This window comes from Helicobacter pylori SA213A, assembly GCF_000476275.1.
In the GTDB taxonomy this organism is placed as follows: Bacteria; Campylobacterota; Campylobacteria; order Campylobacterales; family Helicobacteraceae; genus Helicobacter; species Helicobacter pylori_CL.
This window is the reverse complement of sequence record NZ_CBOM010000002.1, coordinates 63,572-88,852: the sequence shown is the minus strand read 5'-3', so window position 1 is coordinate 88,852 and position 25,281 is coordinate 63,572. Positions and strand designations below refer to the sequence as shown.

Annotated in this window: 24 protein-coding genes; 18 read left to right on the top strand and 6 right to left on the bottom strand. The window is 38.6% G+C overall.

Annotated elements, in window-relative coordinates:
* Positions 1-6: 6 nt before the first annotated feature.
* From QT74_RS01635 to QT74_RS08080, 11 genes are all read left to right on the top strand, one after another.
* Positions 7-2,304, top strand: a complete 2,298-nt coding sequence (locus QT74_RS01635) for a hydantoinase B/oxoprolinase family protein (protein WP_033764118.1) — start codon at positions 7-9, stop codon at positions 2,302-2,304.
* A 16-nt stretch (positions 2,305-2,320) separates the two neighbouring features.
* On the top strand, positions 2,321-2,821 hold the full coding sequence (locus QT74_RS01630; protein WP_033764117.1) for an acetone carboxylase subunit gamma: 501 nt from the start codon (positions 2,321-2,323) through the stop codon (positions 2,819-2,821).
* A 199-nt stretch (positions 2,822-3,020) separates the two neighbouring features.
* Positions 3,021-3,212, top strand: coding sequence for a DUF262 domain-containing protein (locus QT74_RS01625; RefSeq protein WP_033764116.1), 192 nt, complete (start codon positions 3,021-3,023; stop codon positions 3,210-3,212).
* A 24-nt stretch (positions 3,213-3,236) separates the two neighbouring features.
* Positions 3,237-4,250, top strand: coding sequence for a hypothetical protein (locus QT74_RS01620; protein ID WP_033764172.1), 1,014 nt, complete (start codon positions 3,237-3,239; stop codon positions 4,248-4,250).
* Positions 4,243-4,629, top strand: coding sequence for a diacylglycerol kinase (locus QT74_RS01615; RefSeq protein ID WP_033764115.1), 387 nt, complete (start codon positions 4,243-4,245; stop codon positions 4,627-4,629). Before QT74_RS01620 ends, QT74_RS01615 begins: the two co-directional genes overlap by 8 nt.
* 19 nt (positions 4,630-4,648) lie before the next feature.
* Positions 4,649-7,135: a DNA topoisomerase (ATP-hydrolyzing) subunit A gene (gyrA, locus tag QT74_RS01610; RefSeq protein ID WP_033764114.1), complete on the top strand. Its 2,487-nt coding sequence runs from the start codon at positions 4,649-4,651 to the stop codon at positions 7,133-7,135.
* Positions 7,135-7,608, top strand: coding sequence for a hypothetical protein (locus tag QT74_RS01605; protein ID WP_033764113.1), 474 nt, complete (start codon positions 7,135-7,137; stop codon positions 7,606-7,608). Before gyrA ends, QT74_RS01605 begins: the two co-directional genes overlap by 1 nt.
* Entirely contained in the window at positions 7,605-8,750 is a 1,146-nt protein-coding gene (gene flgR / locus QT74_RS01600; protein WP_033764112.1) for a transcriptional activator FlgR, read from the top strand. The genes QT74_RS01605 and flgR overlap by 4 nt, the downstream gene beginning before the upstream one ends.
* 170 nt (positions 8,751-8,920) lie before the next feature.
* On the top strand, positions 8,921-9,073 hold the full coding sequence (locus QT74_RS08485) for a hypothetical protein (protein WP_001915516.1): 153 nt from the start codon (positions 8,921-8,923) through the stop codon (positions 9,071-9,073).
* Between the two features lie 11 nt (positions 9,074-9,084).
* Positions 9,085-9,336 carry a hypothetical protein gene (locus QT74_RS08650; RefSeq protein ID WP_050579209.1) on the top strand — a complete coding sequence of 84 codons (252 nt, stop codon included), beginning with the start codon at positions 9,085-9,087 and terminating at the stop codon, positions 9,334-9,336.
* Positions 9,333-9,515, top strand: a complete 183-nt coding sequence (locus QT74_RS08080; protein ID WP_229261558.1) for a hypothetical protein — start codon at positions 9,333-9,335, stop codon at positions 9,513-9,515. The genes QT74_RS08650 and QT74_RS08080 overlap by 4 nt, the downstream gene beginning before the upstream one ends.
* 500 nt (positions 9,516-10,015) lie before the next feature.
* Here the strand turns inward: QT74_RS08080 and uvrA are convergent, their stop codons facing one another.
* Complete coding sequence (uvrA, locus tag QT74_RS01590; protein ID WP_195742333.1) at positions 10,016-12,841, bottom strand: excinuclease ABC subunit UvrA; 2,826 nt, start codon at positions 12,839-12,841, stop codon at positions 10,016-10,018.
* Between the two features lie 164 nt (positions 12,842-13,005).
* On the opposite strand from uvrA, the gene hopE reads away from it, so the two are divergent.
* Entirely contained in the window at positions 13,006-13,827 is an 822-nt protein-coding gene (gene hopE, locus QT74_RS01585) for a Hop family outer membrane protein HopE (protein WP_000395404.1), read from the top strand.
* 79 nt (positions 13,828-13,906) lie between these two features.
* Here the strand turns inward: hopE and QT74_RS08785 are convergent, their stop codons facing one another.
* Positions 13,907-14,029, bottom strand: coding sequence for a hypothetical protein (locus QT74_RS08785; RefSeq protein ID WP_267864630.1), 123 nt, complete (start codon positions 14,027-14,029; stop codon positions 13,907-13,909).
* Here QT74_RS08785 and rsmH point away from each other — a divergent pair.
* The 6 genes from rsmH to QT74_RS01555 all read left to right on the top strand — a co-directional run bounded on the left by rsmH (position 14,006) and on the right by QT74_RS01555 (position 21,072).
* Positions 14,006-14,932 carry a 16S rRNA (cytosine(1402)-N(4))-methyltransferase RsmH gene (rsmH, locus tag QT74_RS01580; RefSeq protein WP_033764110.1) on the top strand — a complete coding sequence of 309 codons (927 nt, stop codon included), beginning with the start codon at positions 14,006-14,008 and terminating at the stop codon, positions 14,930-14,932. The two genes, QT74_RS08785 and rsmH, sit on opposite strands and share 24 nt — an antisense overlap.
* 7 nt (positions 14,933-14,939) lie before the next feature.
* A complete protein-coding gene (locus tag QT74_RS01575; RefSeq protein ID WP_033764108.1) occupies positions 14,940-15,284 on the top strand; it encodes a hypothetical protein in 345 nt (114 codons plus the stop codon).
* Between the two features lie 344 nt (positions 15,285-15,628).
* Positions 15,629-16,525: an SAM hydrolase/SAM-dependent halogenase family protein gene (locus QT74_RS01570; protein WP_033764106.1), complete on the top strand. Its 897-nt coding sequence runs from the start codon at positions 15,629-15,631 to the stop codon at positions 16,523-16,525.
* 281 nt (positions 16,526-16,806) lie between these two features.
* Positions 16,807-18,801: a porin family protein gene (locus QT74_RS01565; RefSeq protein ID WP_033764104.1), complete on the top strand. Its 1,995-nt coding sequence runs from the start codon at positions 16,807-16,809 to the stop codon at positions 18,799-18,801.
* 205 nt (positions 18,802-19,006) lie between these two features.
* On the top strand, positions 19,007-20,227 hold the full coding sequence (locus tag QT74_RS01560) for an HD domain-containing protein (protein ID WP_033764102.1): 1,221 nt from the start codon (positions 19,007-19,009) through the stop codon (positions 20,225-20,227).
* 140 nt (positions 20,228-20,367) lie between these two features.
* A complete protein-coding gene (locus QT74_RS01555; RefSeq protein WP_033764170.1) occupies positions 20,368-21,072 on the top strand; it encodes a Fic family protein in 705 nt (234 codons plus the stop codon).
* A gap of 25 nt (positions 21,073-21,097) precedes the next feature.
* On the opposite strand, the gene QT74_RS01550 is transcribed toward QT74_RS01555, so the two are convergent.
* Genes QT74_RS01550 through QT74_RS01535 form a run of 4 tightly spaced genes read right to left on the bottom strand, consistent with a single transcriptional unit; the run spans position 21,098 to position 25,235 of the window.
* Positions 21,098-22,342 (bottom strand): RNA polymerase factor sigma-54, encoded by a 1,245-nt coding sequence (locus QT74_RS01550; RefSeq protein WP_033764100.1) that lies wholly within the window; start codon positions 22,340-22,342, stop codon positions 21,098-21,100.
* Positions 22,343-22,344: 2 nt separating this feature from the next.
* Positions 22,345-23,067 carry an LPS export ABC transporter ATP-binding protein gene (gene lptB, locus QT74_RS01545; protein WP_000353241.1) on the bottom strand — a complete coding sequence of 241 codons (723 nt, stop codon included), beginning with the start codon at positions 23,065-23,067 and terminating at the stop codon, positions 22,345-22,347.
* Positions 23,068-23,079: 12 nt separating this feature from the next.
* Positions 23,080-23,481, bottom strand: coding sequence for a tRNA (adenosine(37)-N6)-threonylcarbamoyltransferase complex ATPase subunit type 1 TsaE (gene tsaE, locus QT74_RS01540; RefSeq protein ID WP_033764097.1), 402 nt, complete (start codon positions 23,479-23,481; stop codon positions 23,080-23,082).
* Entirely contained in the window at positions 23,478-25,235 is a 1,758-nt protein-coding gene (locus QT74_RS01535; protein WP_033764095.1) for a DNA polymerase III subunit gamma/tau, read from the bottom strand. The genes tsaE and QT74_RS01535 overlap by 4 nt, the downstream gene beginning before the upstream one ends.
* Positions 25,236-25,281: the final 46 nt, after the last annotated feature.

The window sequence follows — 25,281 nt, the reverse complement described above, 5'->3', positions numbered from 1 at the left end:
TTCAAAATGGCAAATTTATTGAAAAACGGCAAAACTTTAAAACAAGCTAGAGATGAAATCCTAGCCAGGACAGAAAAAACAGGGCATTACAATGGTCTCAAAAAACTAGAGTTTAAAGAAAGAGATCCGATCGGTTATGAGAAAATGTTCTCTAAATTAAGAGGCGGTATCGTGCATGCCAGAGAAACGGCTAAAAGGATTGCTGCAAGCCCTATTGTTGAGCAAGAGGGGGAATTGTGCTTCACGCTTTATAACGCTGTGGGCGATAGCGTGCTGACTTCTACAGGTATCATTATCCATGTAGGCACTATGGGATCGGCTATCAAATACATGGTAGAGAATAATTGGGAAGACAACCCAGGCATCAATGACAAGGATATTTTCACCAATAACGATTGCGCGATTGGGAATGTGCACCCATGCGATATTATGACTCTTGTGCCTATTTTTCACGATGAAAAATTGATTGGGTGGGTAGGCGGTGTTACGCATGTGATTGATACCGGTTCGGTTACTCCAGGATCGATGAGTACCGGGCAGGTTCAAAGATTTGGGGATGGATACATGATCACTTGCCGTAAGACAGGGGCGAATGATGAAAGCTTTAAAGATTGGTTGCATGAATCTCAAAGATCGGTTCGCACGCCTAAATATTGGATTCTAGATGAAAGGACTAGGATTGCAGGATGCCATATGATTAGGGATTTAGTGATGGAGGTCATTAAAGAAGACGGCATTGATTCTTACATGCGATTTGTTGATGAGGTGATTGAAGAGGGAAGAAGAGGCCTTATCTCTAGGATCAAATCCATGACCATACCAGGCAAGTATAGAAAGGTAGCGTTTGTGGATGTGCCTTATGCGCATAAAGATATTGGCGTGTGCTCTGAATTTGCTAAGCTAGACACGATCATGCACTCTCCTGTGGAAATCACTATCAATAAAGACGCTACATGGAAATTAGATTTTGATGGCGCGTCTAGGTGGGGATGGCACTCTTTCAATTGCAACCAAGTGTCTTTCACTAGCGGTATTTGGGTGATGATGACTCAAACGCTGATACCCACTTCTCGCATCAATGATGGTGCTTATTTCGCGACTCAATTCAGACTCAAAAAAGGGACTTGGATGAATCCAGATGACAGGCGCACCGGGCATGCTTATGCGTGGCATTTCTTGGTATCAGGCTGGAGCGCTTTGTGGAGAGGTTTGTCTCAAGCGTATTACAGCCGAGGGTATTTAGAAGAGGTCAATTCTGGAAACGCTAACACTTCCAATTGGCTGCAAGGCGGTGGTATCAACCAGGATGGAGAAATCCATGCGGTGAATAGCTTTGAGACGAGTTCTTGTGGGACTGGAGCTTGCGCGATAAAAGACGGCCTAAATCACGCAGCGGCTATTTGGAACCCAGAAGGCGATATGGGCGATGTTGAAATTTGGGAAATGGCAGAGCCTCTTCTTTATTTAGGCAGGAATGTCAAAGCCAATACCGGTGGGTATGGGAAATATCGAGGCGGTAACGGGTTTGAAACCTTAAGAATGGTTTGGGGTGCACATGATTGGACCATGTTCTTTATGGGTAATGGCTATATGAATAGCGATTGGGGTATGATGGGGGGCTATCCAGCGGCTAGTGGTTATAGGTTTGAAGCGCACAACACCGATTTAAAAAACAGGATTAAAAATAACGCCAGCTTGCCTTTGGGAGGCGATTTTAACCCAACTGATCGAGATTATGAAAAGCACATTTCTCATGCGTCTCAAGTCAAAAGGGATAAGCAATGCATCACCACAGAAAATTGCTTTGACAATTATGACTTGTATTTGAACTACATCAAAGGCGGTCCTGGATTTGGCGATCCGATTGAAAGGGATTTGAATGCGATTTTAGAAGATCTCAACAGCAAACAGCTATTGCCAGAATACGCTTACAAGGTTTATGGCGCGGTGGTGAGTCAAAATAAAGACGGCGTGTGGGTCGGCGATGAAGCCAAAACGAAAGCCAGAAGAAAAGAAATTCTTGAAAACAGAAAGGCTAGATCCATACCGGTAAAAGAATGGATGGAGCAAGAAAGAAACGCTATCCTTGAAAAAGAGGCTTCCAAACAGGTTAAGCACATGTATGCGACTAGCTTTGATCTCTCACCTAAGTTTTTAAGCGATTTTAAAACATTCTGGAACTTGCCAAAGAGCTGGAGCATGAAAGAAGATGAGCTTGGTGTATTCACCTATGGATCTAAATACAGGATGGATTTGAGCAAATTGCCTGATGTGCGCACAGTTCTGTTGGTTGATGAGAAATAAAGAAAGGAGAATGGTTATGCCAAAATACACACAAGAACAAATTAAAAATTTGGTAGAGGGGAACTTGGATTGGAATACTGTCTTAAAAATGCTGAGCATGCCTAAAGATCATGAAAGATTCCAAATGTATCTGAAGGTGTTGCAAGATAAGGTAGATTTTGATGACAAAATCGTTTTACCCTTGGGGCCGCATTTGTTTGTGGTGCAAGATCCTCAAAAGAAGTGGGTTATTAAGTGTTCATGCGGTCATGCGTTTTGCGCTCCAGAGGAGAATTGGAAATTGCATGCAAACATCTATGTGCGCGATACAGCAGAAAAAATGGAAGAGGTGTATCCTAAACTCTTAGCCAGTGATACTAATTGGCAAGTGTATCGGGAGTATATTTGCCCGGATTGCGGCATCCTTTTAGATGTTGAAGCCCCAACTCCTTGGTATCCTGTGATCCATGATTTTGAGCCTGATATAGAGGTGTTTTATAAAGATTGGCTAGGCATACAGCCCCCAGAAAGACGCTAAAATCGCTCAATCCTTTTTATGAAGAGGCTTTATGCCTCTTTGACGCATTAAAAAGCTTGGGTTAATTCAACTCAAGCAAATTCTTTCAATCCCAACAAATTCAGCCACAAATTAGGACTTTTTCAAAATTTTAAGCTCTTTTTCTTTTTTTTGATTTAATACTAGGTATAATTTCAATTCCATCTAACAAGGAAAAGCTATGAAAGTAACACAAGGCATTGCTAACGACTTTTTTGTCCTAACAAACACGATATTTTCTATCCTTGTACACCAGCGAAACCACACTTGGGAAGAAGAAAATTGTGAAAAATTACTGCAGGATATTGTCAGTATTTCTCAAAATAAGAAAACGCATTTTATGGGTTCTATCACTATGCTTTCAATAGAATAAAGGGTTTTTTTGACTAAAAAATTCATGTCTTGGATGGTGGTTATTGGGGCTTTAATTTGCGTGCTTTTAGGGGTGTTTATCTTCTTCACCAGCATGTCGGTTAAAAAATCTTTAAGCGCTTATCTTAACGCTTATTTAGATCAACGCCCCCATATTAAGGGCATGGGGATTGTAGGCGTTCCTTTTGAATGCGAAGGGTTTTTTAAAATTGCATGCACTTCTAAAGAGCTCAGTTTTTTAGATTCTCAAAACTCCCCTATTATGGATTTTAAAAATTTGAGTATTAAGCTCAATTCTTTAGATAAAAGCTCTCTTATCCTTTCTATCCATTCTCAAATCAAATCCCCTATTTTAGAACAAGATATTCAGCAAAAAATCAGCCAAATCCCCCTAAAAGACTTGAATGCCTTATTGGAAAAAATGAAACCCACGCGCTTGAATTGCTCTTTAAAATTCAACGCTTTAGATGAAAAAACCTTAAACGACAACTTAAAATGCGATTTGACTAATGCGGAAAATATCCTTGCTTACACTTTTTTTCAAGAGGGTTTAATGGAGGCGCAAGAAAATCTATCCCTTAAAAATATTTTTAAAACCTTGAGTTCTAAAGACGCTAAAGCCATAGAAGAGTTGCAAGACAAACTGCGTTTTTTAGCGCCAAAGTTGAGCGTTTCTATCCAAGCGCGCCATCTTAAAAACCTTTTGGAAGCCTTTTATTACCAAAATAAAGAGAGTTTGGGCTTTTTTTCCCCTTATTTTAGCTTGCGATCTCAAACCCCTAGCGTCTCTTATGAAAGCGCATTATCTTCTTTAGAAAACTATTTTATGACCTTGTTCCAATCCCGTTTTAAAGACAATACCGTTCTCCAACAAAATTTTAAAGGATTGTTGCAAGCCTTTGTTTCTATGGCTAAAGACAAACGATCCCAAATCGCTCTTAACGCCCAAGCTAAAGACAACGCCAAGCTGACTTTTAACGCCCTATTGGAAAGCCTTAGCGTGAATTTCTTTCAATCCTACAAAATAAGCCATGAGTGATTTCAAAGTCCCCCCCAAAGCCAAAGGGTTTAAACGCCTTTTTAAAGCCCTTTTTTATTCTAAAGACGGGCTTAAATGTGCATGGGCTGAAGAGAGCGCGTTCAGGCAAATTGTCATCTTGGCTCTTTTTTGTATCACTCTAGCGAGCTATCTAGCTAAAGATTTTTTAGAATGGGGGCTATTGATTGCACCTTGTTTTTTATCAGTGGTGGTTGAACTCATCAATAGCTCTATTGAAAAGGCTGTGGATTTTACCAGCACAGAGTTCCACCCTTTAGCCAAAAAGGCTAAAGACATGGCCAGTTCAGCCCAACTGATAGGGCTTATTTTTTGGGCTTTGATTTGGGGGCGTTATCTTTTAACGCTTTATTTGAAGTAATTAAATTTTAGGGAGACACATGCAAGATAATTCAGTCAATGAAACAAAAAATATTGTAGAAGTGGGGATTGATTCTTCTATTGAAGAGAGCTATTTAGCTTATTCCATGAGCGTGATCATAGGGCGCGCTTTACCGGACGCTAGAGATGGCTTAAAGCCTGTGCATAGGCGTATTTTGTATGCGATGCATGAATTAGGCCTTACTTCCAAAGTCGCTTATAAAAAAAGCGCTAGGATCGTGGGTGATGTGATTGGTAAATACCACCCCCATGGCGATAATGCGGTTTATGATGCGCTAGTGAGAATGGCGCAAGATTTTTCTATGCGTTTGGAATTAGTGGATGGGCAGGGTAACTTTGGCTCTATTGATGGCGATAACGCTGCAGCGATGCGTTACACTGAAGCCAGAATGACTAAGGCGAGTGAAGAAATTTTAAGGGATATTGATAAAGACACCATTGATTTTGTGCCTAATTACGATGACACCTTAAAAGAGCCAGATATTCTACCAAGCCGTCTGCCTAACCTTTTAGTCAATGGGGCTAATGGGATCGCTGTAGGAATGGCGACTTCTATCCCCCCCCACAGGATGGATGAAATCATAGACGCTTTAGCGCATGTCTTAGAAAACCCTAACGCTGAATTAGATGAAATTTTGGAATTTGTCAAAGGGCCTGACTTTCCTACTGGTGGGATCATTTATGGCAAGGCGGGTATTATTGAAGCCTATAAAACGGGGCGAGGGCGCGTGAAAGTGCGGGCCAAAGTGCATGTGGAAAAGACGAAAAATAAAGAAATCATCGTTTTAGATGAAATGCCTTTCCAAACCAATAAAGCCAAATTAGTGGAACAAATCAGCGATTTAGCGCGAGAAAAACAAATTGAAGGCATTAGCGAAGTGCGCGATGAGAGCGATAGAGAGGGCATTAGAGTGGTGATTGAATTAAAAAGAGACGCGATGAGTGAAATTGTCTTAAACCACCTTTACAAACTCACCACTATGGAGACCACTTTTAGCATCATTTTACTCGCTATTTACAATAAAGAGCCTAAGATTTTCACGCTTTTAGAGTTGTTGCGCCTTTTCTTAAACCACAGAAAAACCATTATTATAAGACGCACGATTTTTGAATTAGAAAAGGCTAAGGCTAGAGCGCATATTTTAGAGGGTTATTTGATCGCACTAGACAATATTGATGAAATCGTGCAGCTCATTAAAACAAGCCCAAGCCCAGAAGCGGCTAAAAACGCCTTAATGGAGCGTTTCACTTTGAGCGAAATCCAAAGCAAAGCCATTTTAGAAATGCGTTTGCAACGCTTAACAGGCCTTGAAAGGGATAAGATCAAAGAAGAATACCAAAACTTATTAGAGCTTATTGATGATCTCAATGGCATTTTAAAGAGCGAAGAACGCTTGAATGAAGTCGTCAAAACAGAGCTTTTAGAAGTCAAAGAGCAGTTTTCTTCTCCAAGGCGCACTGAAATTCAAGAATCGTATGAAAATATTGACATAGAAGATTTGATCGCTAATGAGCCTATGGTGGTGAGCATGAGCTATAAGGGCTATGTGAAAAGAGTGGATTTAAAAGCTTATGAAAAGCAAAATCGTGGCGGTAAGGGCAAGCTTTCAGGCAGCACTTATGAAGACGATTTCATTGAAAACTTTTTTGTGGCTAACACGCATGATATTTTGCTCTTTATCACCAATAAGGGGCAATTGTATCATTTGAAAGTCTATAAAATCCCAGAAGCGAGCCGGATCGCTATGGGTAAAGCTATTGTGAATTTAATCTCGCTCGCTCCGGATGAAAAGATCATGGCGACTCTAAGCACTAAAGACTTTAGCGATGAACGCTCTTTAGCTTTCTTCACCAAAAAAGGCGTGGTGAAGCGCACCAATTTGAGCGAATTTGGCGGTAATAGGAGTTATAGCGGTATCAGAGCGATTGTTTTAGATGAAGGCGATGAATTAGTGGGCGCAAAAGTTGTGGATAAAAACGCTAAGCATTTGCTCATCGCATCGCATTTGGGTATTTTCATTAAATTCCCTTTAGAAGATGTGCGAGAGATCGGAAGGAATGCTCGTGGGGTTATAGGGATTAGGCTGAATGAAAACGATTTTGTTGTCGGCGCGGTCGTTATTAACGATGATGGCAACAAGCTTTTGAGCGTGAGTGAAAACGGGCTTGGCAAGCAAACTTTAGCCGAAGCGTATAGAGAGCAATCTCGTGGAGGTAAGGGGGTTATTGGCATGAAGCTCACTCAAAAAACCGGCAATCTAGTGGGCGTTATCAGCGTGGATGATGAAAATTTGGATTTGATGATCCTTACTGCAAGCGCGAAAATGATCAGAGTTTCTATTAAAGATATTAGAGAAACCGGAAGAAATGCTAGTGGGGTAAAGCTCATAAACACCGCCGATAAAGTCATGTATGTCAATTCTTGCCCTAAAGAAGAAGAGCCAGAAAATTTAGAAATCTCTTCGGCGCAAAATTTATTTGAGTGATGCGTTTCTTTTCATTCTTTTATTTTTTATTTTATTTTTTAGGGGTTTCTTTGCATGCCCTAAGCCCCCTAGAAGAACAAGAATTTTTAATTTCGTATCGCTTGAAAATCGTTGATTCTAGAGTGATGGGCGAAGAGTATTCTGTCTCTAAACCTATCGTTAGCCGCATCAAAACAGCCCCCTATGTCTTAGACTATCATTGCTCTATTATTACTAGCAACTTACCCGATTTGAAAAACCCCTTGCTCCAAATAAAGTTAGAACGCTTCCTTTTAGAAATAGCGTTGAAAAAAGAAAAAGAGCGAGTCATAGACTGCATTTTAAAAAGCCAAGTCGCTATCACGCATTATGATCATAGCTATAAAAACGGCACCACTACCACAAGCATTCTTAATCTCAAAGCCTTAAGCGTTAGAGCGAGTTTAGTAGGAGATGCGTTGTTTTTAGATATTTTTAGAAAGGAAGAAGAATGAAAATCGCCATTGTAGAAGATGATATCAACATGCGTAAAAGCCTGGAGCTTTTTTTTGAGCTTCAAGACGATTTAGAAATTGTGAGTTTTAAAAACCCTAAAGATGCTTTAGCCAAACTTGATGAAAGCTTTGATTTAGTCATCACGGATATTAATATGCCCCATATGGACGGCTTGGAATTTTTACGCCTTTTAGAAGGCAAATACGAATCCATTGTGATTACCGGTAATGCGACTTTGAATAAAGCCATTGATTCCATTCGTTTAGGCGTGAAAGACTTTTTCCAAAAGCCTTTTAAACCAGAATTGCTTTTAGAGTCCATCTATCGCACCAAAAAAGTTTTAGAATTTCAAAAAAAACACCCTTTAGAAAAACCTTTAAAGAAACCACACAAACACAGCTTTTTAGCCGTCTCAAAAGCGTTAGAAGAGAGCAAACGGCAGGCCCTAAAAGTCGCAAGCACGGACGCTAATGTCATGCTATTGGGCGAAAGCGGGGTGGGTAAGGAGGTTTTTGCTCATTTCATCCACCAGCATTCGCAACGCTCTAAACACCCTTTTGTAGCGATCAACATGTCCGCTATCCCAGAGCATTTATTAGAAAGCGAGCTTTTTGGGTATCAAAAAGGGGCGTTCACGGACGCCACAGCCCCTAAAATGGGGCTTTTTGAGAGTGCGAATAAAGGCACGATCTTTTTAGATGAAATCGCTGAAATGCCCTTTCAATTGCAAAGCAAACTTTTAAGAGTGGTTCAAGAAAAAGAAATCACGCGCCTTGGGGATAATAAGAGCGTTAAAATTGATGTCCGTTTCATTTCCGCTACCAACGCTAACATGAAAGAAAAAATCGCTTCAAAAGAATTTAGAGAAGATTTGTTTTTCCGCTTGCAAATCGTGCCTATAACTATTGCGCCTTTAAGAGAGAGGGTAGAAGAGATTTTGCCCATTGCTGAAATCAAGCTTAAAGAAGTGTGCGATGCGTATCATTTGGGGCCAAAATCTTTTTCAAAAAACGCCGCAAAACGCCTTTTAGAATATTCTTGGCATGGGAATGTGCGAGAGCTTTTAGGCGTCGTGGAAAGAGCGGCGATTTTAAGCGAAGGAGCAGAAATCCAAGAAAAAGATTTGTTTTTGGAAAGGTAGTTTGTAGGGCTTCTTTATAAACCATCTGCAACCAGATAAGTTTAATAAGTTTGAGTGATCACGCTATAATTTCATAGGGTCATTAGAAAAAGCGTTTATTAGAAACGCTTAATTTGGGATTTTTGCTTAAAGGGGTTTAAAGATTGGGGTTCAATTAATGGGGAGTTTTTATGTTAGCGGATGATTTTATGGTTAAGAAATTAAAAAACAAGGAATTGCATGGTTTGTTGTGTAACAAATTGAGTAAAAGAGTGGATAGATTTGGCTATAGAGTGATTGGTGTTGGAGCGGATAAAGAGATAACGAAGTTATTGTCCAGTTGAATAAGGAAACGATGGTTAGATTGAATAGCAAGACCGCTTTAGCAAATAATGATGATCTCATGGCGGGTATTTTTGATGAATTTAATGGATTAAAGGCTAATAAAGAATCACAGAAATCTAACTCGATCTATTACGGGTATGGTAGCTCTTATAAAATCATTGATGTTCTTAACGATAAGGATGGTGATTTTATCAATTGCAGATTGTTTATCGTTAAAAAATTAGGGGTTGATGAGTGTTTAGGGTTTTTGCACCCCCTATGATTGATAATAACAACACCACTCTTGCTGATTTTCTTGAAAATGGCGGGCCTGCAATATATTATGAAGCTAATTCTGCAAATATCAGGCGTTTTTTGGATAGAGGGCCTTACAACATTGAGTGGTTGATGAGGAAGTATTTGGGGGTTGGGTTTAGGAGTTGCAAGGTAGAGCGGATATAAGGAACGGAATTTGCGATCAAATTCCGCTATAAAAAGTGGGGGTCTATGATTGATAGAGAAGTTAAAATGCAATTCCCCAAATATCTTAAAGACTCAAAGAAGACAGCCGTTAGAATAACAAGCAGGGTGTTTTACGAGTTGTTGAGGGGCCTCTGTTTGGCAACCTCCTCGGCAAAGATCCCATTTGGGCGATTATCATGCGGATGGAAAACAATAATAAATAAAATCTTGTTGAATTTTAATCTTCTTATTTTTTAAATTAAAAGTCATTTTTTAAACCCTAAAACCGCGCTACAAAAATTATCGCCCCATTAAAATCAGGCTCTTTACTATTGATTATAAAAAATGTTTTTTAGCATTTTTTATAATTTATGATTAACACTTAATGATAATAAAGCCGTTCTTTCAAACTTTCATGCGAGGATTTTAAAGGCATGGCTTCTTTGCTAACTCTTGCATGATCAAGTGGCTATTATTGCCGCTAACCTTCTCCATGCAAGCTATTTCAATTCCAAAGCTAAAAATTTTCCCGTATAGCTTTGAGTTTTTTCGCAATTTTGCGCGACTTCTAAAGGCGTGCCGCTCGCAATGACTCTCCCGCCCTTATCCCCCCCATCAGGCCCCATGTCTATAATGTAATCAGCGTTTTTAATGATGTCTAAATTATGCTCAATCACTAGCATGGAATTGCCTAACGCCACTAAAGAATGCAAAACCTGTAAAAGGTGATTCACGTCTTCAAAATGCAAACCGGTGGTAGGCTCATCTAAAATATAAAGGGTTTTGCCTGTGTCTTTTTTACTCAATTCTTTAGCCAATTTGATCCTTTGAGCCTCCCCCCCGCTTAAAGTCGTAGCGTTTTGCCCTAAAGTGATATAGCCCAAGCCCACATCTATAAGCGTTTTTAACTTCACGGCGATTTTAGGGAATTTAGCAAAAAATTCATAAGCCTCTTCCACGCTCATGTTCAACACATCAGCAATGGATTTGCCTTTCACCTTGATTTCTAGAGTTTGAGGGTTGTATTTAGCGCCCTTACAGCTATCGCATTGGACTAACACATCAGGCAAAAAGTGCATTTCTATTTTAATGTCCCCATCGCCTTGGCATTTCTCACACCGCCCCCCTTTCACATTAAAGCTGAAACGGCTCGCGCTATAGCCTAAAATTTTAGCTTCTTTTTGCTCGGCAAATAAAATCCTGATTTCATCCATCACTCCCGTGTAAGTGGCGGGGTTGCTTCGTGGGGTTTTGCCTATGGGGGCTTGATCTAAATAAATCACTTTATCCAAATATTCCAACCCTACAATCTCCACCCCATTCAAGCTTTGAATTTTTTTAGCGTGGTTTAAAAGGGTTTGAGCGGTGGGTAAAAGGGTTTGTAAAATCAGCGAGCTTTTACCGCTCCCGCTCACCCCAGTAATGCACACCAATTGTTTTAAAGGGATTTGAACGCTCAAATTCTTAATGTTATTGATATTGACATTTTTAATTTCTAAAAAATGCTTTTCTTTAGGGGGTTCAAATTTAGGGCGCTCAATCTTTTTAGTGCCGTTGAGATACAAGGCGGTAGAATGGTTATTTTGCAATAACTCTTTCACGCTCCCGCTAAAAACCACCTCGCCTCCATGCCTTCCAGCCTTTGGCCCAATATCCACAACAAAATCCGCATGCTTAATCGTCTCTTTATCATGCTCTACGACAATGAGCGTGTTCCCCTTTTTTTGTAAATTCCTAAGGGTGTTGATGAGTTTGAGCGTGTCTTTTTCATGCAAGCCAATGCTAGGCTCGTCTAAAACATACAAAACCCCTGTCAAGCCACTCCCGATTTGACTAGCGATTCGTATCCTTTGGCTCTCCCCTCCGCTAATCGTTCGCGCATCCCTCCCTAAAGTCAAATACCCTAACCCCACATCGTATAAAAAAAACACCCTTTCTAAAATCTCTTTTAAAATGGGATCAGCAATCTTTTTTTCTTGCTCGTTAAGGTAGCTAAAATGCGTGGGATCGTTGAAAAAGTGATAGACTTCTTCAATGGGTTTATCTAAAAAATCCGCCATTTTCAAGCCAGCAACTTGAACGCTCAAACTGGAGGCTTTCAAACGATGCCCCTTACACGAAGGGCAGGTTTTTTCGCTCATGTAATCGCTCAAATCCTTTTGCTCTTTAAACATGTCGTAAGCGATTTGGATAATGCCTTTCCAAGGGCGTTTTAAAGGGCTATTTTTAAAATGAAAGCTGATTTCAGTGCCATTCCCATATAACAGAGCGTCTTGCTGCTCTTTATTCAATTCATTGAAACAAAGCGCGGTATCAATGCCATTATATTCGCAAAAGCCTTCAAACATTTGAGCGTAATAACTGCGGTTATACCCAAAAATGACTTTAATCGCTCCTTGATTTAAAGGCGTGTTAGGATCTAAAATCTTACTAATATCCAAGCTAAATTTTGTCCCCAAACCCAAACAGCTCTCGCACGCCCCTTTAGGCGAATTGAAGGAAAAACTCAAAGGCTCTAATTCTTCAAAACTTATCTTACACTTAAAGCATGCCTTATGCTCGCTGTAATGCTTCCTGATACTTGGGGCATTCTCTTGCAAGATTTCCACTTCTAATTCCCCATAGCTTTCTTTAAGGGCTTTTTCTACCGCGCTAGCGATCCGTGAAGCGTTTTCATTATTGACAACCACCCTATCCACCACCGCTTCAATGGTGTGTTTTTTGGTTTTGTGCAAATGGATTTCCTCATCTAAACGCACCATCACCCCATCAACAAAAGCCCTCACATACCCCTTTAAACGCAAGCTTTCTAATTTATCATTAAACGCGCCTTTTTTATCCTTAATGATAGGGGCTAGAATAATGATTTTAGAATTTTCTTCTAAATGACAGATTTGAGAAATAATATCGCTCGCATTCATGGAAGTTATAGGCTCTAAACATGTGGGGCAAAATTGCTCCCCAATCCTTGCAAACAATAATCTTAAATAATCATAGATTTCAGTGATTGTCCCCACCGTGGATCTAGGGTTTTTAGAAGTGGTCTTTTGATCAATAGCGATCGCAGGGGTTAGCCCTTCAATTTTATCCACATTAGGCTTACCCACTTTGTCTAAAAATTGCCTTGCATAGCTAGACAAACTCTCTAAATAACGCCTTTGCCCTTCAGCGTATAAAGTGTCAAACGCCAGAGTGGATTTACCCGATCCGCTCAATCCGGTAAAAACAACAAATTGGTTTTTAGGGATTTCTAAAAAAATATTTTTGAGATTATTTTCCCTAGCCCCTTGAATAATGATCTTATCCATAATGGTTTTATGTTGCAAGAGTTTCCTTAAAATAAGAAAATGGATTAAAAGGAGCTATTATACTTCAAAAAAGAATGGTTTTATTATCATTTCTTATTCATAAGAGTTAAAAATATTTGCTTGATTAAGGATAAACATGCTATTATTTTATGAGACAATTTTAAAGATAGGAATGTAAAGGAATGGAATTTATGAAAAAGTTTGTAGCTTTAGGGCTTCTATCCGCAGTTTTAAGCTCTTCGTTGTTAGCCGAAGGTGATGGTGTTTATATAGGGACTAATTATCAACTTGGACAAGCCCGTTTGAATAGTAATATTTATAACACAGGGGATTGCACAGGGAGTGTTGTAGGTTGCCCACCAGGTCTTACCGCTAATAAGTATAATCCAGGACACACCAATATCAACTGGCATGCTAAATACGCTAATGGGGCTTTGAATGGTCTTGGGTTGAATGTGGGTTATAAGAAGTTTTTCCAATTCAAGTCTTTTGATATGACAAGCAAGTGGTTTGGTTTTAGAGTGTATGGGCTTTTTGATTACGGGCATGCCACTTTAGGCAAGCAAGTTTATGCACCCAATAAAATCCAGTTGGATATGGTCTCTTGGGGTGTGGGGAGCGATTTGTTAGCTGATATTATTGATAACGATAACGCTTCTTTTGGTGTTTTTGGTGGGGTCGCTATCGGCGGTAACACTTGGAAAAGCTCAGCGGCAAACTATTGGAAAGAGCAAATCATTGAAGCTAAAGGTCCTGATGTTTGTACCCCTACTTATTGTAACCCTAACGCTCCTTATAGCACCAAAACTTCAACCGTCGCCTTTCAAGTATGGTTGAATTTTGGCGTGAGAGCCAATATCTACAAGCATAATGGCGTAGAGTTTGGCGTGAGAGTACCCCTACTCATCAACAAGTTTTTGAGCGCGGGTCCTAACGCTACTAATCTTTATTACCATTTGAAACGGGATTATTCGCTTTATTTAGGGTATAACTACACTTTTTAAACCCTTTAAAAGGGTGTCTTTAAGCCCTTTTTAGTCTTTATAAAAGGGATTTTAGTTTGGGTTTTTGCATCTTAAAAAGCTAAGATTGATTATAAAGAAACTTTTGAGCGTAACCAACAAAACCAACACCATTGAGTGAGCGTTTGGAAAATTCATCTAGGGGTTTTAAGGGGGTTGTTTGCAAGAAATAGAGAGTTTGCATCAAAGCGTTTTGTTGCAAGAAGTTTTGCAAGCGTTCACGCCTTTAGAAGAAGGGGTTTTGATTGATTGCACTTTAGGGTTAGGGGGGCATTCTAAAGCCCTTCTATCCCAAAAACAGCACCTGAAACTCATTGGCATTGATAAGGATAAGTTCGCTCAAGAAATCGCTAAAGAACGATTGAAAGCCTTTGAAGGGCGTTATCATCTCTTAAGCGGAGGTTTTGCCAAACGCTTTAAAGAAGCCCTAGAAATTCATGGCGATCAAATCAAGGGGGTTTTAGTGGATTTAGGGGTGAGCTCCTTACAGCTTGATGATGATAACAGAGGGTTTAATTTCCACTCGCACGCTCTGGATATGCGCATGGATTTAGAGAGCGATTTGAACGCTCAAAAAGTCATCAACTCTTATCCTGTAATAGCGTTAGAAAAAATCTTTAGAGACTATGGCGAGATCAAAGAATACAAAAAAATCGCCCATAAAATTGCAGAAAGGCGCGCTAAAAAACCCTTTAAAGACGCTAAGGATTTGAGCGATTTTTTAAGCTCCTTTTCTAAAAATAAAAAAATCCATCCAGCGACACTAGTGTTTCAAGCCGTTCGCATAGAAGTCAATAGCGAATTAGAAGAGTTAAAAGAGTTTTTACAAAACGCTAGAAACCTTAAGGGGGCGATTTTGTGCGTGATTTCTTTCCATTCTTTAGAAGACGCGTTAGTGAAAAACGCTTTTAAAGATTACGCTAAAAATTGCATTTGCGATGCCTTAAGTTTCAAATGCACTTGCTCTAACAACCACGCTTTAGGCGAAATTTTAACCAAAAAGCCCATCACTCCAAGCCCAGAAGAAATCAAACGCAACAGGCGTTCACGAAGCGCTAAAATGAGGGCGTTTCAATTCAAGCCATGAGTAAGCCATGAACATGCAAAACCATCTTTTAAATGAAAAAGAACGCTTTGTGCGTATAGAAGAGAGTGAAAAGAAAGAATTATTTGATGGGACTGCAAATGAAAATTCGCATGGCCTTTCTTTAATGGCTTTAATAGGGGTGCTGGTTTTTGGGGGCACGTTTTTAGCCTTGTTAGCGCCAAAAATCTATTTGAGCAACAATATTTATTACATCAGCCGTAAAATCAACGCCCTAGAAGACCAAAAACGCCTGCTTTTAGAAGAACAACAAATCCTAAAAAACGAATTAGAAAAAGAGCGCTTTAAATACTACATAGAGAATAGTGAAAATATTGGCGATATTGCGTTTTAATGCAAAAAATACCAAAAACATTTTTCAATCAAACATCAAAGCGCTTTGCATCAAACAAAACAAAGCCACTAAAACCCTATTTTTAGAAACATTAAAGAGTAATTAAACGAACAAAAACACCACCAAAACACCCTAAGCGAACGCTTTTTTAAATTTGTTTTAACATAAAATAATAAATCTTTTTAAACCCTTGATTTTTAGAAAAACAGAGTCCCCCTTAAATGGTATAATAAAGCAAACTAAAATCCCATAAAAGTTAATCAAGGAGAAACCATGAGAAAATATTCGCTTCATCTTTATCGTTCAGCGTTACACACAAAGCAGCATCAAATAAGGGAATACAGATGAGGAAAACGATTTTAGCGTTGTTTTTAGCAACGCAGATAGGGTTTGTTTATGCCAATAACGCTTTGATTTTGCAAACAGATTTTAGCCTAAAAGATGGGGCGGTCTCGGCGATGAAAGGCGTTGCTTTTAGCGTTGATCATAACCTTAAGATCTTTGATTTAACGCATGAAATCCCTCCGTATAATATTTGGGAAGGCGCTTACCGCTTGTATCAAACCGCTAGTTATTGGCCAGAGGGTTCGGTATTTGTGAGCGTGGTTGATCCGGGCGTAGGCACTAAGCGTAAATCGGTGGTATTGAAAACTAAAAACAATCAGTATTTCGTCTCGCCAGATAACGGCACGCTGACTTTAGTGGCGCAAACTTTGGGGATTGATAGCGTGCGAGAAATTGATGAAAAAGCTAACCGCTTGAAAGGTTCTGAAAAATCCTACACTTTCCATGGCCGTGATGTGTATGCCTACACCGGTGCACGCCTAGCTTCTGGAGCGATCACATTTGAGCAGGTCGGGCCAAAACTCCCTTCAAAAGTTGTTGAACTCCCCTATCAAAAAGCCAAAGCGACAAAAGGGGAGGTGAAAGGTAATATCCCGATTTTAGATATTCAATATGGTAATGTTTGGAGCAATATCAGCGCCAAATTACTAAATCAAGCAGGGATCAGACTCAACGACACGCTGTGTGTAACGATTTTTAAAGGTTCTGAGAAAAAATACGAAGGGAAAATGCCGTATGTTGCAAGCTTTGGTAATGTGCCAGAAGGCCAGCCCTTGGTCTATCTTAACAGCTTGTTGAATGTTTCTGTGGCACTCAATATGGATAATTTCGCGCAAAAACACAAAATTAAATCTGGCGCAGAATGGAATATTGAAGCGAAAAAATGCACTAATTAAAGCGCTTTTTAGAAAAATGAAGGGGTGAAGCGTTCCAACCGCTAAATACGAGTGGGTTTTTGCTAGGGGGTTTAAAAGTTTTGAGTGTCAAGTTTTTATTAAAATAGCCTAATTAATGGTAAATTAGCCCTAAAACGAACGCTTGTTTTTAAAAATTTGTTTCTATTTGAAACATAAAACTCTTTTTAAACCCTTTTAAAACTTTAATTTTTGGAAGAAAATAAACAAACAATTCCCTTAAATGGTATAATGAAAATACTATAAACTAACAAAGGATAATCATGAAAAAACTATTCACTTCACTTTTATTGTTCAGTATTTTAGAATCTAACCAAAAAAATGGCTTTTTTATAGAAGCGGGGTTTGAAACCGGGCTATTAGAAGGCACACAGACGCAAGAAAAAAGATACACCACCACGAAAAACACTTATGCAACTTACGATTATTTACCCACAGACGCCGTTTTAAAAAGAGCGGCTAATCTGTTCACAGACGCTAAATCTATATCACAATTGAAATTTTCATCTTTATCCCCCGTTAGAGCGAGTGCGAGCATGCTTAATGGCAGTCTAACTATAGAAAACTTTCTGCCTTATAATCTAAGCAATGTTAAGCTTAGCCTTAAAGACGCTCAAGGTAATATCATTGATCTAGGCGTGATAGAGACTATCCCCAAACACTCTAAAATCGTTTTACCTGAAAAATTATTTGATGGACTCAAACAAATTGGTCCTTATATTTTTCAACAAATTGAAGTTTCTAGCACCCAAGCTTCTGACGCTAACACGCAGAGGGTGTTTGAAACGCTCAATAATATTCAGACAAATTTTATGATGAAGTATTTAGACAATAACCCATTTACTAATGATTGTAGCAATCAAAGTAAAGATGATTGTTGGCAAAATTTTACCCCAGAAACCGCAAAAGAATTCACTAATTTAATGTTGAACATGATCGCTGTCTTAGACTCCCAATCTTGGGGAGATGCGATTTTAAACGCTCCTTTTGAGTTCACTAATAAAGGTGGAGGAGAATGCGATACTGGCGAGGAGAATGATTGCGTGAATCCCGGAACAAATGGGGTTGTCAATTCTGGAACCGACCAACAATATGTGTTAAACAAACAAGGCATTGTTGATAATTTTAGAAGCAAAACGGATCTTAGTGTAGTTGTTCTAAAGAGTTCAGGGGTTTTAGGACTTGGGAACGATATTACTCCTAGCAATAATGATGATGGTAAGCGTTATGGCCAGTTAGGGGTAGTAGCTTCTGCTTTAGAACCTAAAAAACTCTTTGGCGATAACCTTAAGACCATCAATTTACAAGATTTAAGAGTCATTTTGCATGAATTTAGCCACACTAAAGGCTATACCCATAATGGGAACATGACCTATCAAAGAGTGCCGGTGATGAAAGATGGTCAAGTTGAAAAGGATAATAATGGCAAGCCAAAGGATACTGATGGCCTCCCCTATAATGTGTGTTCTCGTTTCAATGGTCCAAATCAGCCCGCTTTCCCTAGCAACTACCCTAATTCTATCTATCACAATTGTGCAGATGTCCCGGCTGGGTTTGTGGGGGTTACAACGGCGGTTTGGCAGCAGCTCATCAATCAAAACGCCCTACCCATTGATTACGCTAATTTGAGCTCTCAAAAAAACTACAATCTAAACGCTACTTTAAACACGCAAGATTTAGCCAATTCCATGCTCAGCACCATTCAAAAAACTTTTGTAACTTCTAGCGTTACCAATTACCACGCTTCAAGCTCTTCACAAAATTTTAGAAGCCCTATTTTAGGGGTTAACGCTAAGATAGGTTATCAAAACTACTTTAATGATTTTATAGGATTAGCGTATTATGGCATTATCAAATACAATTACGCTAAAGCGAGCAGTGAAAAAGTCCAACAATTAAGCTATGGTGGTGGGGTGGATTTATTGCTTGATTTTATCACTACTTATACCAATAAAAACCAAAACGATATTTTGGTTAAAAGAAATTTTTCTTCATCTTTTGGTATCTTTGGTGGGTTAAGGGGCTTGTATAACAGCTACTATGTGTTAAACAAAGTCAAAGGGAGCGGTAATTTAGATGTGGCTACCGGGTTGAATTACCGCCATAAGCATTCTAAATATTCTGTAGGTATTAGCATTCCTTTAATCCAAAGAAAAGCTAGCGTCGTTTCTACTAACGGCGATTATACAAACTCTTTTGTTTTCAATGAAGGGGCTGGCCATTTTAAGGTGTTTTTTAATTACGGGTGGATTTTTTAAATATAAAATCCATTAAGCGCAAAATCCATTGACAGAAATAATGTTTTTTTAAATAAAAGCCTTATTTTTGTCTTTTTTTCGTATAATAAGATTTAAGTTAATATTGATAGCGATGCACTAAGAGCTTTCAAGTTTGTGCGATCAAATCAATATTTCTTAATAAGCTCATAGCTTTAATATTCAAAATAATATAAGAAAGAAAGTCATGTATGCGGCTCATCCTATTAAACCCCTAAAAACCCCTAAACTCAAAACTAAATTTTTAAGGCGTGTGTTTGTGGGTGCGTCTATTAGGCGCTGGAATGACCAAGCATGTCCTTTGGATTTTGTAGAATTAGACAAACAAGCCCATAAAGCGATGATCGCTTATTTACTCGCTAAAGATTTAAAAGATAGGGGCAATGACTTAGATTTAGATCTTTTAATCAAGTATTTTTGCTTTGAATTTTTGGAACGCTTGGTTTTAACCGATATTAAACCCCCTATTTTTTACGCTCTCCAACAAACCCATAGCAAGGAATTAGCCTCCTATGTTGTGCAAATTTTGCAAGATGAAATTGGCGTGTATTTTTCCTTACAAGAATTAGAAGAGTATTTAAGCCACAAACCCCAAATTTTAGAAACCCAAATTTTAGAGAGCGCGCATTTTTATGCGTCTAAATGGGAGTTTGATATTATTTATCATTTTAACCCCAACATGTATGGCGTGAAAGAGATTAAAGAAAAGATTGACAAGCAACTCCACAATAACGAGCATTTGTTTGAAGGGCTTTTTGGGGAAAAAGAAGATTTGAAAAAACTGGTGAGCATGTTTGGGCAGTTGCGTTTCCAAAAGCGTTGGAGTCAAACCCCACGAGTGCCACAAACTAGTGTTTTAGGGCATACCTTATGCGTGGCGCTTATGGGGTATTTATTGAGTTTTGATTTAAAAGCTTGTAAAAGCATGCGGATCAATCATTTTTTGGGCGGGCTTTTCCATGATTTACCCGAGATTCTAACTAGAGACATTATCACGCCTATCAAACAAAGCGTTGCAGGGCTTGATCATTGCATTAAAGAGATTGAAAAAAAGGAAATGCAAAACAAGGTCTATTCCTTTGTTTCTTTGGGCGTTCAAGAAGATTTAAAATACTTCACCGAAAACGAATTCAAAAACCGCTATAAAGACAAATCCCATCAAATCGTTTTCACTAAAGACGCTGAAGAATTATTCACTTTTTTTAACCACGACACCTATCAAGGGGTTTGTGGGGAGCTTTTAAAGGTGTGCGATCATTTGAGCGCGTTTTTAGAAGCTAAAATCTCTCTTTCTCATGGCATTTCTAGCAGCGATTTGATCAAAGGGGCAGAAAATCTTTTAAAATTGCGATCCCACGCTCAAATACTTGGTGTGGATTTAGGGAAATTGTTTAGGAATTTTAAATAGTTTTTGAAGTCATTTAGGTTTTATTCTAATATATTGTTAATTATAAATTTAAAAATAAGTTTTAAACAAAACAAAGTTTTGAGACTATAAAAATTCAGTTAGCAGTATTTGATTATAAATATGCGAAAAAGAATTTAATGATGCACTACAAAGAATTACTGGAATTTAACGATTACGCTATGGATTTAACGATTCGCATGGCGCACCATAGCACCGCTATTGAAAACAATCCTTTGAGCCTTGCTGAAACCATAAGCATTTTAACCACTGAATACATTCCTAGAGAAATGCCTCAAAGAGCCTTTTTTGAAGTGAAAAACTATCAAAATATGCTCCCTTTTCTATTAGAAAACCTGAATAGAGGACAAAGTGTTGATAGCTTTTTTATAAGAGAGTTGCATGGGATTTTAATGAATTTTTTACTCCCTAACAAGGGGGCTTTTAAAACGACTGATAATATCATCATTTTAGGAGCCAGTTTTGAAACGACACCCCATTTTCAAGTGCCTATGGCTATGAAAGAATGGTGCGACAATCTCAATTATAAGATGCATGCCCTACAAGATAAAGAAGAGAAATTAAAAGCTATTTTAGAACAACATATTTTGTTTGAAAAAATCCATCCTTTTAGCGATGGCAATGGTAGGGTAGGCAGAATGCTAATCTTTTATAGCGTATTAGAGCAAAATTTAGTGCCATTTGTGATTACCAAAGAGCAAAAAGAAGCTTACATTAAGACTTTAGACATGCGCAATACAGAAAGCTTATACCAACTCGCTAAAATATCCCAAGAGTTCGAACTCACACGCATACAAGGGCAAATGATATTGAATAAGAATAAATAAATCTTAAAAAATCATGTTTAAAATTTCAAGCGCGCATCAAATAGAGCTTTTTCCTTTCGCTTGATGAAGCGATATTGAGTAATTGTCGGTATTTGGTGATCGTTCTTCTCACCATTTTCAAGTGGAATTTTTCTTCAATGAGTTCTAAAATCTTAGCGTCGCTCAAAGGCTCTTTTTTGTCCTCGTTTTTAATCAATTCTAAAAGATAGTCTTTAATCACAGCGTTTGAAGTCTCGCTATTGTCTAAGGCAATGCTAAAGAAATGTTTAATAGGGAAAACCCCCCTTTCGCATGCCAAATATTTATTAGAAATGGCCCTTGAAATCGTGCTTACAGAGTGGTTAAACTCATTGGCTAAATCTAATAGCTTTAAAGGGCGTAATTCCTTACCCTTAAAAAAATCGTATTGATACTCCAAAAGCATCAGACCGATTTTATAAATCGTGGCCTTTCTTAAATTTAACGCGTCAATCAAATCTTTAGCCTCTTTTAATTTGTCTTTTAAATAATCGCTATCCTTAAAGCGATTTTCTTCTAAACTGATCGTCGGGTAGCTCTCATCGTTCAAACGCACGATGATTTCATTATCCACTTCTACAATAAAAAGTTCAGGAATGACTTCTATTTCTTTTTCTAAAAACTCAATGGCTGGGGGGTTTTTAAAGGATTTTAAAATCTTTAAAGCCTTTTCATAATAAAAATCTTTAGAAAATTCATGGTGTTTTTCTAAATTTAAAATGATTTTTCGCGCTTCTTCATAAAGCTCATTATCGTCTAATTCCCTACTCTCTAACTGGAATAAAAAGCTCTCTTTCACATCTCTAGTGCCAATGCCAGCGGGATTAAGGTAACTAAAACGCTTGCGCACTTTTTCATAAACTTCGCTCTCTACCCCTAAAATTCTAGCCCTTTCTTCAATGTTTTCTTCAAAATACCCTTCACTATCCAGCCCGCTGATAATATCCATAGCGATTTTTTGAGAGGTTTCAGTGGGAAAGAGAGGGGGAATGATTTGAGATTCTAAAGTTTCAAAAAGGCTTTTAGATGCGATTGCGAAATTTTCTAAATGATCGCTGCTCTTTTTAGCGCTAAAACGATCGCTAAAATTTTTGATGCGTTTGTTTTCAATTTTGATTAAGGGGTTATCTAGGGCGTTTTGTTTCAACACTTCTTCTAAATCTTCAAGCTCGCTTTGTAAAATGGGGAGCCACCCTTTTAAGGTAGCGTTTAATTTGTTTTTGGGGCTAAGGTTTGCGCGTAAGATCGCCATATTCACACCTTAAAATTTTCCCCTAAATAATACTTACGCACCAAAGCGTTTTCATAAATTTCATTAGCGTTCCCGCTCGCTAAAAGCGTGCCGCTTTTAATCACATACGCCCTATGGCACACGCTCAAAGTCTCTCGCACATTGTGATCAGTAATCAACACGCCGATATTTAATCCAATCAAGCTTTCAATGATTTTTTGAATGTCAATCACTGCAATCGGATCCACGCCCGCAAAAGGCTCATCTAATAGCACGAATTTAGGGTTTTTCATTAAAGCCCTAGCGATTTCTACACGCCTTCTTTCTCCCCCACTCAAGCTCATGCCCTTGCGCTCTCTTATGGCTTGGATATTAAAAGCGTCTAGCAAGCTTTCCATTTTTTCTTCGCTCTCTTTAGAGTTTTTAAAAGTGCTCTCTCCTGCTAGGGCTAGATTCTCTTCCACGCTCAATTCTTTAAAAATGCTAGATTCTTGGGGCAAGTAGCCTATGCCTAAGTTAGAACGCTTGTGTAAGGGGTATTTAGCTAAATTCACATCGTTTAAATAAACGCTCCCCCCACTAGGCTCTAAAAGCCCGCATATCATATAAAAGGTGGTGGTTTTACCCGCCCCATTAGGCCCTAAAAGCCCCACCACTTCGCCGCTTTTCACTTCTAAAGAAACATCTGAAACGATTTTGGTTTTTTTAATCTGTTTGTTTAAGTGCTCTGCTTTTAAAATATCCATTCAAGCGACCCTTTAAGCGATCTTTATTGTATAAAAACGGCTAGTTGATTCGGTTTTGATTTCCACAACCTTAATAGCTAAATCGTATTTTTTTAAAATTTTTTCTAATTTTTCATCGCCCCATTCCACAAAATGGATCCCCTTTTCTAACAAGCACTCTAACATGCCAAGCTCCAAGCAAGTCTCTAAATCGCGCATGTAAAAATCATAATGGAACACGCTCTCGCTATAAGCATGCATCAAGCTAAAGGTGGGCGAAGTCGCTTGAATGTCTAAACCCAAGCGTTTCAAGCACGCTTGAACTAAAGTCGTTTTACCGCTCCCCACAACGCCTTTTAAAAGCACCACCCCTTTAAAATCATCTTTTAAAATTGCAGCCGCCACTTTATCTAACTCGTCTAAATTCGCTCTCATAACAATTCCACGCTTTTGATTTCAAACTCGCTTTTAATCTCTTCAATGAGATTAGAATGGTTAGCCATGAATTCTTGCAAGGCTGTAGGGGCTTGTTTTGGTTGGGTTTCTTGAACCTCTTTAGTGTCGTTTTCTTTAATTTCTTTTTCTTTAATCTCGTTTTTTTGAACCTCTTTTTCTTTCGTTTCAGCCGTGGTTTCGGTGGTTGGTTTGGGTAAGATTTTTTCCCTTAAAGAAGAAATTTTAAAATCTTTAACCTCTTTAGTTTCTTCTCTAGCGCTTTTATTTTCCAAATGATTTTTTAAAGCGATTTTGATATTTTCGCCCTTACCAAAAACCCCATCAACGATACCTTTCACGATTTTAAATCGTTCTCTTAAAAGCTCTTTATCTTTATCAGTGGCTAAAGACTCCCAAGTCAAGGTTTTAGTCTGGCTGTCAAAATCAATGAAACGGATATTTTTTTCAAACACCGCCCCTAACTCATAATTGCGCTCATAAACCAATGTTTGAACTTGTTTGAAAAGGTTGTGAAAAATGCGATCTTTAGCTGAAAGCATGGGAGTTTGTGGAGTTTCTGCTATTGGAACTTCTGCTACTGGGATTTCTATTATTGGAGCTTTTGGTGGTGGGGCTTTTAGCGTTTGATTTTCTTGTTGGATAGCGTTAGCGTGTTGGTTTAAAGGTTTTAAAGCGTTTTCTTTACTTTGCTCTAATTCTAAAATCGCATCATCTAGGGCTTTGAGTTTCAAAGCTTCTTTAAATTTCATTTTCAATAACAACAGCACAAAACCAGAATTTGCCCCCTCTTTTAAAAGGCTCAAACTGCTCATAATGATTTTAAAAAAGCGCTCTATCAAAAGGATGGAATAAGCATCAGGGCTTAATAATTTCGCTTTCAAAAAAAGCATCATTTCTTCTAAAACGCCCTCGGTTTCATAATTTTCTAAAATTTCATAACGCTCTTGCAATTTAGCTTCATCTTGGTTGATTAAACTTTGAAAAAAATCTTCCAAAACGCTCCTGTCAATCGCCCCTAACATTTCCGCCACTTTGCTTTCTGTGATAGCGTTATCGCAATAATTGATGGCTTGTTCTAAAAGGGTGAGCGTGTCTCTCAAGCTCCCTTGCCCGCTGTGGGCTAGTTTTTCTAACGCGCTTGCTTCATAATGCACTTGTTCTTTTTCTAAAATGGTTTTTAAATGAGAAATAACAGAATTTTCAGGGATTTTTTTAAACCTAAAATGCTGGGTGCGGCTGAGTATGGTAGCGGGCAATTTTAGAGCGTCCGTTGTCGCTAAAAGGAATTTCACATGGCTAGGTGGCTCTTCTAAAGTCTTTAAAAGTGCGTTAAACGCTTCGGTAGTGAACATATGCACTTCGTCAATGATAAAGATTTTATAACGCCCAAAGCTTGGTTTGTAGCGGGTTTGCTCTATGAGGTTACGGACATCATCAATCCCCCTATTGGACGCCCCGTCCATTTCTATAATATCTATATGGTGGTTGTTTAAAGCGCTCTGGCATTGGGTGCAAGTATCGCAAGGCACGGCTTTTGGCCCTTTTTCACACATCAAAGCCCTTGCAAAAATCCTAGACGAGCTGGTTTTACCTGAACCTCTCAACCCGCTAAATAAATAAGCGTTAGCCAAACGCTGGTTGTCTAAGGCTAAAGAAAGCGTTTTAGCCACGCTCTCTTGACCGACTAGCTCGCTAAAATGTTTGGGGCGGTATTTTAACGCTAAAACTTGCATATTTGGTTTTAATCCTTAAACTTGTTTAGGGGTATTGTAATGCAAA